Annotated in this window: 10 protein-coding genes; 8 read left to right on the forward strand and 2 right to left on the reverse strand. The window is 74.2% G+C overall.

All coding sequences use genetic code 11. The features are described 5' to 3' along the window. Positions 1–49: 49 nt before the first annotated feature. The 3 genes from betT to ACYU8I_RS00905 all read left to right on the forward strand — a co-directional run bounded on the left by betT (position 50) and on the right by ACYU8I_RS00905 (position 5,781). On the forward strand, positions 50–2,050 hold the full coding sequence (gene betT / locus ACYU8I_RS00895) for a choline BCCT transporter BetT (RefSeq protein ID WP_460836431.1): 2,001 nt from the start codon (positions 50–52) through the stop codon (positions 2,048–2,050). A gap of 21 nt (positions 2,051–2,071) precedes the next feature. Beyond that, positions 2,072–3,361 (forward strand): outer membrane protein assembly factor BamB family protein, encoded by a 1,290-nt coding sequence (locus ACYU8I_RS00900; RefSeq protein ID WP_460836432.1) that lies wholly within the window; start codon positions 2,072–2,074, stop codon positions 3,359–3,361. A 326-nt stretch (positions 3,362–3,687) separates the two neighbouring features. Next, entirely contained in the window at positions 3,688–5,781 is a 2,094-nt protein-coding gene (locus ACYU8I_RS00905; protein WP_460836434.1) for a DEAD/DEAH box helicase, read from the forward strand. On the opposite strand, the gene ACYU8I_RS00910 is transcribed toward ACYU8I_RS00905, so the two are convergent. After that, complete coding sequence (locus ACYU8I_RS00910) at positions 5,759–6,067, reverse strand: MerR family transcriptional regulator (RefSeq protein ID WP_460836436.1); 309 nt, start codon at positions 6,065–6,067, stop codon at positions 5,759–5,761. The two genes, ACYU8I_RS00905 and ACYU8I_RS00910, sit on opposite strands and share 23 nt — an antisense overlap. 98 nt (positions 6,068–6,165) lie before the next feature. Here ACYU8I_RS00910 and ACYU8I_RS00915 point away from each other — a divergent pair, with 98 nt between their 5' ends. Both ACYU8I_RS00915 and ACYU8I_RS00920 read left to right on the forward strand, forming a co-directional pair. Continuing rightward, positions 6,166–6,591 (forward strand): Hsp20/alpha crystallin family protein, encoded by a 426-nt coding sequence (locus ACYU8I_RS00915; RefSeq protein WP_460836437.1) that lies wholly within the window; start codon positions 6,166–6,168, stop codon positions 6,589–6,591. 190 nt (positions 6,592–6,781) lie between these two features. Continuing rightward, positions 6,782–8,188, forward strand: coding sequence for a malic enzyme-like NAD(P)-binding protein (locus ACYU8I_RS00920; protein ID WP_460836438.1), 1,407 nt, complete (start codon positions 6,782–6,784; stop codon positions 8,186–8,188). 257 nt (positions 8,189–8,445) lie between these two features. Here ACYU8I_RS00920 and ACYU8I_RS00925 read toward each other — a convergent pair whose 3' ends face one another. Next, positions 8,446–8,871 (reverse strand): hypothetical protein, encoded by a 426-nt coding sequence (locus ACYU8I_RS00925; protein WP_460836440.1) that lies wholly within the window; start codon positions 8,869–8,871, stop codon positions 8,446–8,448. A 131-nt stretch (positions 8,872–9,002) separates the two neighbouring features. Here ACYU8I_RS00925 and ACYU8I_RS00930 point away from each other — a divergent pair, with 131 nt between their 5' ends. The 3 genes from ACYU8I_RS00930 to ACYU8I_RS00940 are packed head-to-tail and all read left to right on the forward strand — an operon-like array spanning position 9,003 to position 13,063. Continuing rightward, a complete protein-coding gene (locus ACYU8I_RS00930; protein ID WP_460836441.1) occupies positions 9,003–11,732 on the forward strand; it encodes a DEAD/DEAH box helicase in 2,730 nt (909 codons plus the stop codon). Beyond that, positions 11,725–12,474, forward strand: a complete 750-nt coding sequence (locus ACYU8I_RS00935; RefSeq protein WP_460836442.1) for an SWIM zinc finger family protein — start codon at positions 11,725–11,727, stop codon at positions 12,472–12,474. Before ACYU8I_RS00930 ends, ACYU8I_RS00935 begins: the two co-directional genes overlap by 8 nt. Before the next feature lie 22 nt (positions 12,475–12,496). Further along, entirely contained in the window at positions 12,497–13,063 is a 567-nt protein-coding gene (locus tag ACYU8I_RS00940; RefSeq protein WP_460836443.1) for an SACE_7040 family transcriptional regulator, read from the forward strand. Positions 13,064–13,118 lie beyond the last annotated feature (55 nt).

Here is a 13,118-nt window from a genome sequence, read left to right on the forward strand (position 1 = left end):
GCTGAACTGACATCTCCCCAACCGGCCCCACGGCGTCTACCGTTCGGCCATGGCTCAGACAGAGGCCCGACCGACCGCGACCGCACCTGCCGGGGAGGAGCGTCCCAGGGTCCGCTGGCCGGTCTTCGTGCCCGCTGCCGCCGTCACCCTCGCGGTGACCGCGTGGTGCGTGGCGGCGCCCACCAACGCCGAGAGCACGTTGGGCACGGTCGTGGGGTGGGTGTCGTCGTGGTTCGGGTGGTACTACATCGCGCTCGCCACCGCGATCCTCGTCTTCGTCGTCTACCTCGCCCTCTCGCGCTACGGCGACGTCCGGCTCGGCCCCGAGCACTCCCGGCCCGAGTACGGCACCGGCGCCTGGGCGGCGATGCTGTTCGCCGCCGGTATCGGCACCGACCTGATGTTCTACGCCGTCTACGAGCCGGTCACGCAGTACCTCACCCCGCCGTCGGGCGACGGCGAGACGGTGGCGGCCGCACGTGAGGGCACGGTGTGGACGCTGTTCCACTACGGCATCTCCGGCTGGGGGATGTACTGCCTGATGGGCCTGGCCCTCGGCTACTTCGCCTACCGCGCCCAGCTGCCGCTGGCGGTGCGCTCGGCGCTCGCTCCGGTGCTGGGACGCCACGTCGACGGACCCGCGGGCCACGCGGTCGACGTCGCTGCCGTTCTAGGCACCATCTTCGGCGTCGCCACCTCGCTGGGCATCGGGGTCGTCAGCCTCAACGTCGGGCTGCAGGTCGTCTTCGGCGTGCCGATGGGCCTCGCCGCCCAGGCGGCGCTGATCGTGGTGGCCGTCGGCATCGCGACGCTGTCGGCGGTCAGCGGCGTCGACAAGGGCATCAAGGTCATCTCGCAGATCAACGTGCTGCTCGCGATCGCGCTGGCGGTCTTCGTGCTGGTCACGGGTCGCACCAGCTACCTGCTCAACGCCCTGGTGCTCAACGTCGGCGACTACGCGCGGTTGTTCCCCGACATGACGATGCAGACCTTCGCCTTCGAGGACACCGGCGACTGGCTGAGCCTCTGGACGCTGTTCTTCTGGGCCTGGTGGGTGGCCTGGGCGGCGTTCGTCGGGCTCTTCCTCGCCCGCATCTCGCGCGGCCGCACCATCAAGCAGTTCGTGGCCGGCACCCTCATCATCCCGTTCTGCTACATCGTGATGTGGATCGCGATCTTCGGCAACGCCGCGCTCGACGAGGTGCGCAGCGGCAACGTGAGCTTCACCGAGGCGGTCACCGCCAGCACCGGCCCCGACCAGGGCCTGTGGGCGCTGCTCGACGCCTACCCCGCGTTCCCGTTCGTCGCGGGCCTCGCCATCCTCGTCGGCCTGCTGTTCTACGTCACCTCCGCCGACTCGGGCGCACTGGTGATGGCCAACCTGTCGTCGCGGCTGCCGACGCCCCGCCACGACGGCGCGCCGGCCCTGCGCATCTTCTGGGCCGCGGCGACCGGTGCGCTGACGCTGGCCATCCTCGGCGTCGGCGGCATCTACGCCCTGCAGTACGCCACGATCATCGTCGGCCTGCCCTTCGCCTTCGTGCTGGTCGGCGTGATGTGGGGCCTGCTCCGGGCGCTGCGGGTGGAGGGCCACCGCGCCGACAGCAACCGCCAGGACCTCGCCGGCCACCGCTCGCGCAACTGGCGCCACCGGCTCTCGCACGCACTGGAGTTCCCGAGCCCGGCCGAGACCGACCGCTACCTCACCGACGTCGCCCTGCCCGCGCTGCGCGAGGTCGCCGAGGAGCTGTGCCGCCGCGACGTCGAGGCGGTGGCCGAGGAGACCGTCGAGGACGACGGCACCCGCTGCGTGCGGCTCGAGACCGGCGGCGAGCACCCGTTCCGCTACCAGATGTGGCCCACCGAGGCCCCGGTGCCGGCGTACGGCGGTCGGGTCCCGGGGGGCCACGACGTCTACGGCCGCATCGAGGTGCACCTGACCCACGGCGGGCTCGGCTACGACGTCATGGGCTACACCCAGGCCCAGCTCATCGACGACGTGCTCGACCAGTACGAGCGCCACCTCGAGTTCCTCCGCCTGCAGGCCTGAGCGCCCGGCACACTGGCGCCCGTGCGCAGGTGGGTGGTCGTGGGCGGGCTGGTGCTCGTCCTCGTGCTCACCGGCGTCGGGGTGGGACTGGCCTGGCGCTCCGAGGAGCGTCCGTGCGGCGCGGCCGTGGCGTCGTACGACGCCGCCTCGTCGAGCAGCCCCTTCGCCGACCCGGCGGAGCCGGCCGACCCGCGGCTCGTCCGGGCGCTCGGCCGGTACGGCGAGGTGGTCGGCTCCTACGGCTACGACTACGAGCCGCCCCAGGTGACGTCGTACGCCGCGGGGCTCGGTGTGCGCCTGCGTGACGACAACCGGTTCACCCTGCTCGACGACCGCACGCTGGAGCCGCGGTGGAGCGTGGCGGTCGGCACGCCGAGCTCGACCTTCGACCGCAGCGGGTCGCAGTACGTCGTGGTCACCCTGCCCGCCGACTCCGCGCCCGAGGTCGTCGCGCTCGACCTCGCGTCCGGCGAGCGGCAGTGGTGCGCCTCGCTCGGGGGCGACCCGGTGACCGACGAGCCGGTCTCGACGCGCGTGCTCGACGACGGCTCGGTGCTGGTGCTGGTAGGTGGCGACTCCGGCCAGCGGCTGCTGCGTGTCGGGGCCGACGGGACAGCCTGGACGTCACGACCCGCGGCCGGCGCCGGCGACCGCCTCGAGACGAGCGCCGACGACGGGCTCGTGGTGGTCGGCGGCAGCCCGCTGACCGACCTGCTCGACCCAGGCGCGCTGGCCGGCAACGACGACGAGGTCTCCCTGGCCGGCGTCGCCGTCGACGACGGCACGACCCGGTGGAGCGTCCCCGGCGGCGAGGGGCGCGACCTGTCCCTCGCCGGCGGCGCCGACGACGGCACCGTGGTGGTGGTCGAGGCGGTCGACGGCGAGGCCCAGCCCACCCTCGTCGGCCGCTCCCCCGACGACGGCTCCGAACGCTGGCGGGTCACCCCCGCCCGCGGCACCGCCTTCGACACCACCGTGCGCGGCGACCGCGTGGTCGTGCGCGCCGGCAGCACCTGGACGGCGTACGGCGCGGCCGACGGCGAGGAGCTCTGGTCGTTCTCGGTGCCGTCGACCCCGCAGTACCTGCCCTACGGCACCGTCCTCGACGCCCTGCCCTCCCTCGACCCCGACACCCTCCTCGTCGGCGGCACCGAGGCGCTCGTGACCCTCGACCTGCGCGACGGCTCGCGCCGCTCGGTGCCCCTGCCCACCGACGGCGTCGCCACGACGTACTGGCCCGTCGCGCTCGCCGCCTCCCCCGCCCTCGTCGGCGTCGTCACCAACACCGCCACCGTCGTCGTGCGCCGCTGAGGCCGCCGGCCAGGCCCGCTCCCTGAGGTGCGAGCGCAGCGTGCCCCCTCGCTCCCTGAGGTGCGAGCGCAGCGTGCCCCCTCGCTCCCTGAGGTGCGAGCGCAGCGTGCCCCCTGCTCCCTGAGGTGCGAGCGCAGCGAGACCCCTCGCTCCCTGAGGTGCGAGCGCAGCCTGCCCCCTCGCTCCCTGAGGTGCGAGCGCAACCTGCCCCCTCGCTCCCTGAGGTGCGAGCGCAGCGAGCCACGAAGGGCAGCGGTGCGAACCCCAGGAACGGCGCCTGTCGATCCCGGGGGCGGGTCGTCGGTGGGTCGTGGTGGGGTGGACCCATGAGCACGACGACCGGCACCCGCGACCAGGCCGAGGCCCACCTGCGGGCGCTGGTGGGCTCGGAGGAGGCGCGGCTGCACGACGACCAGTGGGCCGCGATCGAGGCGCTGGTGGTGCGGCAGGCCCGGGCGCTGGTGGTGCAGCGCACCGGCTGGGGCAAGTCGGCGGTCTACTTCGTCGCGACGGCGCTGCTGCGCGGCATGGGCGCGGGGCCGACGGTGATCGTCAGCCCGCTCCTGGCGCTCATGCGCAACCAGATCGAGGCGGCCGAGCGGGCCGGCATCCACGCCGCGACCATCAACTCCACCAACATCGAGGACTGGCACGCCATCGAGCAGCGCATCGCGGCCGGCGAGGTCGACGTGCTGCTGGTGAGCCCCGAGCGGCTCAACAACCCGTCGTTCCGCGACCAGGTGCTGCCGAGCCTGACCGAGAGCGCGGGCCTGCTCGTGGTCGACGAGGCCCACTGCATCTCCGACTGGGGGCATGACTTCCGGCCCGACTACCGCCGCATCCGCCAGGTGCTGACCGACCTGCCGCCCGGCATCCCGGTGCTGGCGACCACCGCGACCGCCAACGAGCGCGTGACCACCGACGTCGCCGAGCAGCTCGGCGACGGCGTCCTGGTGCTGCGCGGCACCCTCGACCGCGAGTCGCTGCACCTGGGCGTGGTGCAGCTCGAGCGACCCGAGCACCGGCTCGCGTGGCTGGCCGAGCACCTCGACGACCTCCCCGGCACTGGCATCGTCTACACGCTGACCGTCGCGGCCACGCAGGAGATCGCCGACTTCCTGCGCGCCCGCGGCCACGCGGTGGCGGCGTACTCCGGGCAGACCGAGACCACCGAGCGCCAGGCGCTCGAGCAGGACCTGCTGGCCGGCCGGCTCAAGGCGCTGGTCGCGACGAGTGCGCTCGGCATGGGCTTCGACGCGCGCCTGGGCTTCGTGGTCAACGTCGGGGCGCCGGCGAGCCCGGTGGCCTACTACCAGCAGGTCGGGCGCGCGGGCCGCGGCACCGACGACGCCACCGTGGTGCTGCTGCCAGCCTGGGAGGACCGCGAGATCTGGCGCTACTTCGCCTCGCTGGCCTTCCCCCCGGAGGACAAGGTGCGCGCCACGATCGCCGCGCTCGACCACGAGCGCCCGAGCAGCACCGCCCAGCTCGAGACCGTCGTCGAGCTCAGCCGCAACCGCCTCGAGACGATGCTCAAGGTGCTCGACGTCGACGGCGCCGTACGCCGCGTGCAGCGCGGCTGGGTGGCCACGGGGCGGGAGTGGACCTACGACGCCGAGCGCTACGAGCGCGTCCGGGCGGCGCGGCAGGCCGAGCAGGAGGCGGTGCTGGCGTACGTCGCGACCGACGGCTGCCGGATGCGCTTCCTGCGCGAGCAGCTCGACGACCCCGAGGCCGCCGACTGCGGTCGCTGCGACAACTGCGGCGGGGTCAGCCTCCCCGGCTCGGTCAGCGACGAGACGGTCGGTGCCGCGCAGGAGCGGCTGAGCCGCCCGGGCGTCACGATCGCGCCGCGCAAGATGTGGCCCACCGCGCTGGCCGGGATGGGCATCGAGCTGACCGGCAAGATCCGCGAGCAGGCCGAGGAGGGGCGCGCCGTCGCCCGGCTGACCGACCTCGGCCACGGGGCCGCGCTGCGGGCGTTGCTCGCCCCCGACGCGCCCGACCAGCCGGTGCCCCCGGCGTTGGTCGAGGCGCTGGTGGCGGTGATGAAGGACTGGGCGCCGACCTGGCAGGCGCGGCCCACCGGCGTCGCCCGGGCCGGGTCCGTGCGACGGCCGCAGCTGGTCGGCAGCCTGGCCGAGGGCCTGGCCCGCACCATGCGGGTGCCGCTGGTGGCGACCTGGGCGGTCGAGGACCCCGATGTGCCGCCCGAGGCCGGCGCCGCCAACAGCGCGCAGCGGGTCAGCGCCGTACGCCGCCGCCACGCGCTCGAGGTGCACGAGCCGCTCGACGGCGGGCCGGTGCTGCTCGTCGACGACCTCGTCGCGACCGGCTGGTCGCTCACCCTCGCCGCCCAGGCGCTCCGCGAGGCGGGAGCAGGGGCGGTGCTTCCGGTCACCCTCGCGACGCAGTCCTGACCTGTCCCCGCAGTCGCGTGTTGGCGGCGCGCAGCCGCTCGACCTCCCCCTCCAGGTCGAGCACCCGGGCGATGCCGGCGAGGTTGAGCCCGTCGGCGAGCAGGTCGCGCACCCGCGCGAGCCGCTGGAGGTCGGCCTCGCTGTAGAGGCGGGTGCCGCCCGCGGTGCGGGTGGGGTCGACGAGGCCGCGGCGCTCGTAGACGCGGAGGTTCTGCACCTGCATCGAGAGCATGTCGGCGGCGACCGAGATCGCGTAGACCCCGACGTGGCGAGCGGGCACGAGCACCTCCGGACGATCGGGGACTAGGGTCTTGAAACCTGGCGTTGCACTGACTATAAAACCTGTATCCGTTGATACAGGTGCGACCCCAGAGGAGGACCATCATGCTGCTGCGCACCACCGACCCGTTCCGTGACTTCGACCGCCTCGCCCAGCAGCTGCTGGGCACCACCAGCCGACCCGTCGCGATGCCGATGGACGCCTGGCGCGAGGGCGACCAGCTCGTGCTGGAGCTCGACCTGCCCGGCGTGAGCCGCGAGAGCATCGACGTCCAGGTCGAGCGGAACGTGCTGACCGTCGGCGCCGAGCGCGTCGCCCGCAACGGCGACTGGGAGCTGTTGGCGGGCGAGCGCCCACGCGGCCGCTTCAGCCGCCAGCTGGTGCTGGGCGACAACCTCGACCTGGAGCAGCTCGACGCGTCCTACGAGGCCGGCGTGCTGCGTCTGGTGATCCCCGTCGCCGAGAAGGCCAAGCCCCGCCGCATCTCGGTCTCCGGCTCCGACAGCGAGCGCACCGCGATCGAGGCCTGAGGCACCACCGGCCGACCAGGGCCCCCGCCGCGCGCGCGGCGGGGGCCCGCTCGGTGCGGTCCGCAAGGCCGTGGGCGCCACCCTCGGCTCGGCGGCACGCGCGGACCGCCGAGTTTCGGTCGTAGTGTTCGCGCGGTGACGGGGGTCACGGACTCGCGGGTAACCCACGGGCCAGTGGAAGATGCCCACCATGGGTGAGCAGAACGAGCAGAAGAAGCGCAGGGCGGCCACGAGCGGGTCCTACTCGATCACGGTGCGGCTGCACACCGACGTCAACCCGCAGCTGATCGGCCACGTCGCCTCCAGCATCGCCGAGAACGGCGGCATCGTCACCGCCCTCGACGTCACCGAGTCGCGCCACGACCGCCTCGTCATCGACGTCACCTGCTCGGCCACCGACTCCGAGCACGCCGAGGAGATCGTCGAGGAGCTGCGTGGCCTCGAGGGCATCACGGTCCACAAGGTCTCCGACCGCACCTTCCTGCTGCACATCGGCGGCAAGATCGAGGTCAGCTCCAAGGTCCCGCTGCGCACCCGCGACGACCTGTCGATGGCGTACACGCCGGGCGTCGGCCGGGTCAGCCGGGCGCTCGCCGACAAGCCCGAGGACGTGCCGCGGCTGACCATCAAGGGCAACAGCGTCGCGGTCGTCACCGACGGCTCGGCGGTGCTGGGCCTCGGCAACATCGGCCCCGGCGCCGCGCTGCCGGTGATGGAGGGCAAGGCCGCGCTGTTCAAGCGCTTCGCCGACATCGACGCCTGGCCGATCTGCCTCGACACCCAGGACACCGACGAGATCGTCGACGTCGTCGCCGCCATCGCACCCGGCTTCGGCGGCATCAACCTCGAGGACATCGCCGCCCCCCGCTGCTTCGAGATCGAGGCCCGGCTCCGTGAGCGGCTCGACATCCCGGTCTTCCACGACGACCAGCACGGCACGGCCATCGTGGTGCTGGCGGCGCTGACCAACGCGCTGCGCGTGGTCGGCAAGGACCTCGCCGACGTGCGCATCGTCGTGGCGGGCGCCGGCGCGGCCGGCACCGCGATCGTCACCCTCATCGCCGCCGCCGGAGCCACCGACATCGTCGTGTGGGACCGCGAGGGGTGCCTGTCGGGCGACGACGAGTCGCTGCCGCCCGCCAAGCTCGAGCTGGCGCGGCGTACCAACCCCCGCAAGGTGACCGGCACCCTCCAGGACGGCCTGCAGGACACCGACGTCTTCATCGGCGTCTCGGCCCCCAACGTGCTCGAGGCGCAGTGGATCACCGAGATGGCGCCCAAGCCGATCGTCTTCGCCCTGGCCAACCCCGACCCCGAGATCGACCCGGCCGACGCGCTCCCGCACGCCGCGGTCGTGGCCAGCGGCCGCAGCGACTACCCCAACCAGATCAACAACGTGCTGGCGTTCCCGGGCGTCTTCCGCGGCCTGCTCGACGCCCGCGCCTCCGACGTCACCACCGAGATGCTGATCCGCGCGGCCGACGCGATCGCCCACGTGGTGACCGACGAGGAGCTCAACCCGAGCTTCATCATGCCGAGCGTCTTCGACGCCAAGGTGCCGAAGGCGGTCGCCAAGGCGATCCAGGGCCTCGACTGACGCGGAGCGCTCGCTGTCAGTTCCTGGTCGTCAGCGAGGGGTTCGCGCGACCGGATCCTGACACCGAGGTGCGGATTACCCGGCTGAGCGGGTAGTCCGCGGGTGACTGTCAGGATCGGGTCGCCCCGGAGCTCGTACGGCGACCGGATCCTGACACCGAGGTGCGGATTACCCGGCTGAGCGGGTAGTCCGCGGGTGACTGTCAGGATCGGGTCGCCCCGGAGCTCGAACGGCGACCGGATCCTGACACCCGCGGCTCAGCGGCAGAAGCCGTGGATCACGAAGATCCGCGGGTCGGGGTCGCCGAAGACGTGGTCGAGGGCGCGCCCGGTCAGGCGGGCCCCGCCGTAGCGCGTGACCATCCGATCGCCCCGCTCCACGGTCACCACCACGTGGCCGGGCAGGTCGACGTCGTCGGGTGCCTCCCCCGCCCAGCAGTCGTGCTCGATCATCAGCGTCGTCGCGCGCTGCGCGATCCCGGGGACGCCCGAGGCGACCACGGCCGGCTCGTCGCCGAGCCCCCGCCCGATGGCGGCCGCCGCGCCTCCCAGCGGGTCCGGCACCCCGCTCGGCACCTCGACGCCCTGGCTGCCCAGCGCCGCGGGCACGACGGCGAGGACGACGGCCGCTCCGAGACCGGCGCGGGTGACGAGCGGGAGGAGTGAAGCGGGTGTCCGATTCATGACCTTGACAACGTTGTGCCGGAATTCGGGCAACGGTGGACCTCGACTGGTCCAGTTCCGTCGTTACGGCGCCCTCCGCGGCCACCGCAGCAGCCGTCGGGGCTGTCGGGGGCGGGGGCTAGGTTCACCCGGTGAGCTTCGTCCCGCTGACCGGTCCGGCCACCTGGCTGCCGCGGGAGCCGCCGCGCGAGAGCGAGGTCGAGTTCACCGGTCGCGGCCGCACGCTGCGCCTGCCGGTGCCGGCGGCGATCCCGGTCCTGACACGCGCGGTGCGCGCCGACGACGCGCACCCCAGCGTCGGCCTGCTCGGCGGGGCGACGCTGCTGGCGATGCAACTGGTGGCCCGGGGTGCGGTGCGGGCCGACGACGCGGGCTCGTGGCGGGCGGCGCTGGCCGGGTCGGCCGACGAGGAGCGCGTGCGCGCGCTGGCCACGGCGCGGGCCCACGCCGACGCCGCCCCCGACGAGGCCGAGGAGGTGGTGCGCGAGCTCCTCGACGCCGTCGCCGACGCGATGGTCCGCCGCCCCGGCACGCTGGCGCCGCGTCAGCGGGTGGCCGAGCCGCAGGTCACCTTCCGCGCCCGACCGGTCGACCCGCTCGACCACCGCGACCTGGCCTCCCAGGTGCGTCTGGCGCTGCGCGTGGAGGCCCCGGAGGAGGTGCTCGCCGCGGGAGCGGTCGAGGTCGTGCTGCAGGTGCACGACCAGGCCGACGAGACGCACGTGGCCGACGCCGCCCGGCTGTGGACCGAGGGGCCGGACGAGCACGGCTTCTCCCCGCGTGCGCGCATCGCCGTGGGCGTGGCCCTGCGCGAGGCGGCCCTGGCGTGGACGGTGCTCGACCGGCTGCAGCGCGAGCAGGTCCCCGACCGCCTCGTGCTCGAGGGCGACGAGCTCGCCGAGCTGCTCGACAGCGGTCTCGAGGCGCTCGACGCCGTCGGGGTCGACGTGCTGTGGCCGCGGTCGCTGCGCGCCGACCTGCTGCAGCAGGCCCGGGTGGAGTCTCGCGGCAGCACCCAGGAGTCGACGTACGAGGAGAGTCCGTTCGGCCCCGAGGCGCTGTTCGGCTTCGACTGGCGCCTGGCGCTGCAGGGTCCCGACGGCACCACGACGCTGAACGACGACGAGATGGTGGCGCTGGCGGAGGCCACGACGCCCGTGGTGCGGCTGCGCGACAACTGGGTCGTCGTCGACCCCGCGCTGGCCCGCCGCGCCAAGAAGCGCGTGCGCGCGGGGCTCGGCACGGCCGAGCGCGAGCTCGGTGCGGGCGCTGCGCTGCAGGCGGCGCTGACCGGGGTGCTGGAGGTCGAGGGCCGCACCGTCGAGGTGCACCCGGGGGCGACCCTCGAGCGGCTGCGCGACCGCGTGGTCGACGCCGACCAGGTCGCCCCGCTGCCCGATCCACCGGGCCTCGAGGCCACGCTGCGCGACTACCAGCGCCGTGGCCTGACGTGGCTCGCCGAGCTGACCGGCATCGGCGTGGGGGCGTGCCTGGCCGACGACATGGGGCTGGGCAAGACCGTCACCGTCATCGCGCTGCACCTGCACCGACGCGCCCGCGGGCTCACGACCGGCCCGACCCTGGTGGTCTGCCCGACCAGCCTGCTCGGGACGTGGGAGGGCGAGCTGCGCCGCTTCGCCCCGCAGGTCGCCGTACGCCGCTTCCACGGCGGCACCCGCTCGCTCGACGGCCTCGACGGTGCCGACGGTGGGGTCGTGCTGACGACCTACGGCACGATGCGCGCCGACCACGAGACCCTGGCGGGGGTGCGGTGGGACCTCGTCGTCGCCGACGAGGCGCAGCACGTCAAGAACCCCCGCTCGGCGACCGCGCGCCACCTGCGCGAGATCCCCTCGCGCTGCCGGGTGGCGCTGACCGGCACCCCGGTGGAGAACAACCTCGTCGACCTCTGGGCGATCCTCGACTGGGCCACGCCCGGCCTGCTCGGCTCGCGCGCCGCCTTCCGCCGGGCGTGGGCGGCGCCGATCGAGAGCGGTGTCGACCCCGCGGTCGCCCGACGCTTCGCCCAGCTCGTCGGGCCCTTCCTGCTGCGGCGCCGCAAGAGCGACCCGGGCGTCGCGCCCGAGCTGCCGGCCAAGACCGAGACCGACCACGTGGTCGCGCTGACGCAGGAGCAGGTGGTGCTCTACGAGACGCTGGTGCGCGAGTCGATGCGGCGCATCCGCGAGGCCGACCCCGAGACCCGCCGCGGCCTCGTGCTCGCGATGCTCACCGGCCTCAAGCAGATCTGCAACCACCCCGCCCACTACCTGCGCGCGCCCAACGGCCGGTTGCGCGGGCGCAGCGGCAAGCTCGAGCTGCTCGACGAGCTGGTCTCGACCGTCGTGGCCGACGAGACCAGCGGCGTGCTGGTCTTCACCCAGTACGTCGAGATGGCGCGCCTGGTCGAGCGCCACCTCGCCCAGCGCGAGGTGCCGACGCTGTTCCTGCACGGTGGCACCACGGCGCGGGAGCGCGAGCGCATGGTCCGCGACTTCCAGGACGGCCGGGCGCCGGTCTTCCTGCTCTCGCTGAAGGCCGGCGGCACCGGGCTGACGCTGACGCGCGCCGACCACGTGGTCCACCTCGACCGTTGGTGGAACCCCGCCGTCGAGGACCAGGCCACCGACCGGGCGCACCGGATCGGCCAGACCCGTGCCGTGCAGGTGCACCGGCTGGTCACCGAGGGCACCATCGAGCAGCGCATCGGCGAGCTGCTGGTGCGCAAGCGCTCGCTGGCCGACCGGGTGCTCGGGGCCGAGTCCGACGTCGCCCTGACCGAGCTCTCCGACGACGAGCTCGACGACCTCGTCCGGCTCGACGCGCGGCTGCGCCGCGACGGAGACCTGCCCGGTGCCTGACCCGATGGTGCTCGCCCGCCTCCCGCGCCGCCGGGGTGCGGTGGCCCGCAGCGACACCTGGTGGGGCCGGGCCTTCGTGCGCAGCTTCGAGGAGACCGCCGTCGACGCCGACGACCTCGCAGGCGCCCGCTCCCTGGCCCGGTCGGGTCGCCTCGGCGCAGTCGTCGTGCTCGAGGGCATGGCCTCCGTCGTGGTCGACCCGGGAGCCGAGCAGCCGGTGATGGCGCAGCTGCGGGTCGAGCGGCTCGACGACGACGGCTGGACCACGCTGGCGCGCGAGGCGGCGCGGGAGTCGCGGTTCGCCGCCGCCCTCGAGTCCGGCCAGCTGCCGGTCGACCTGGTCGAGCACGCCGACGAGGCCGGCGCCGAGGTGCTCCCCGGGCCCGGCGAGCTCGAGACCGCGTGCGACTGCGACGCCTGGGCGCAGCCGTGCCGCCACACCCTGGCGCTGCTCTACCAGCTGGCGTGGCACGTCGACGGCGACCCCTACGTGCTGCTCCTGCTGCGCGGACGCACCCGCGAGGCGCTGCTCGACGCGGTCTCCGCCTTCGCCGCCGGCCTGCCCGCGCCGGGGGCCGCCGAGCGCGAGGAGGCCCGCGGCCGGGCGGCGCACGTCCTGGCCCTCGCGGCCGACGCCCCCACCGGCCACGGGCTCGCCGACGCCGAGGTGGCGGCGTACGACGAGGCCGTCAGCCGCCTGGTGCCGAGCATCACCACCGCCACGGCTCACGGACCGACGTGAACGCCCGATAACCTTGCCCGTCGTGAGCGAGCGCAAGGAGCAGATCCTGGCCGTGGCGGCGGAGCTGTTCGCCGAGAAGGGCTTCCACGGCGTGTCCATCGCCGAGCTCGGCGCGGCCTGCGGCTTCTCCGGCCCCGCGCTCTACCGGCACTTCCGCTCCAAGGACGCCGTGCTCGCCGCGATGCTCGTGGGCATCAGCGAGGAGCTGCTCGCGGTCGGTCGCCAGCGCGTCGCCGACGCCGACTCCCCCGCCGCCGCGCTCGAGGCGCTCGTCGACTGGCACGCCGCCTTCGCCCTCGACCACAAGGCGCTCATCGTGGTGCAGGACCGCGACTGGTCGGCGCTGTCGCACGAGGCGCGCGAGCGGGTGCGCCGCACCCAGCGCCTCTACGTCGAGGTGTGGGTCGAGCAGCTGCGCGCCCACGACCCCGAGGTCACGCCCGAGGCCGCCCGCGCCGCCGCCCACGCCACCTTCGGCCTGCTCAACTCCACGCCCCACAGCGCCAAGCTCGACCGCGACGCCATGCACGGCCTGCTCACCCGCATGGCCACCGCCGCCCTGCTCGGCGAGCGCGCCGTCCTGCGCTGACACGCCGCCGCCGGCTCCGCGGATCGCACGTGCCAGGTACGACGGATCCGCAGCT

This window comes from Nocardioides marmoraquaticus (assembly GCF_054777915.1).

Bases quoted from the DNA above. Each gene is read 5' to 3' on its own strand.
- betT (WP_460836431.1), top strand. From the start codon at position 50: ATGGCTCAGACAGAGGCCCGACCGACCGCGACCGCACCTGCCGGGGAG.
- ACYU8I_RS00905 (WP_460836434.1), top strand. From the start codon at position 3,688: ATGAGCACGACGACCGGCACCCGCGACCAGGCCGAGGCCCACCTGCGG.
- ACYU8I_RS00915 (WP_460836437.1), top strand. From the start codon at position 6,166: ATGCTGCTGCGCACCACCGACCCGTTCCGTGACTTCGACCGCCTCGCC.
- ACYU8I_RS00920 (WP_460836438.1), top strand. From the start codon at position 6,782: ATGGGTGAGCAGAACGAGCAGAAGAAGCGCAGGGCGGCCACGAGCGGG.
- ACYU8I_RS00925 (WP_460836440.1), bottom strand. From the start codon at position 8,871: ATGAATCGGACACCCGCTTCACTCCTCCCGCTCGTCACCCGCGCCGGT.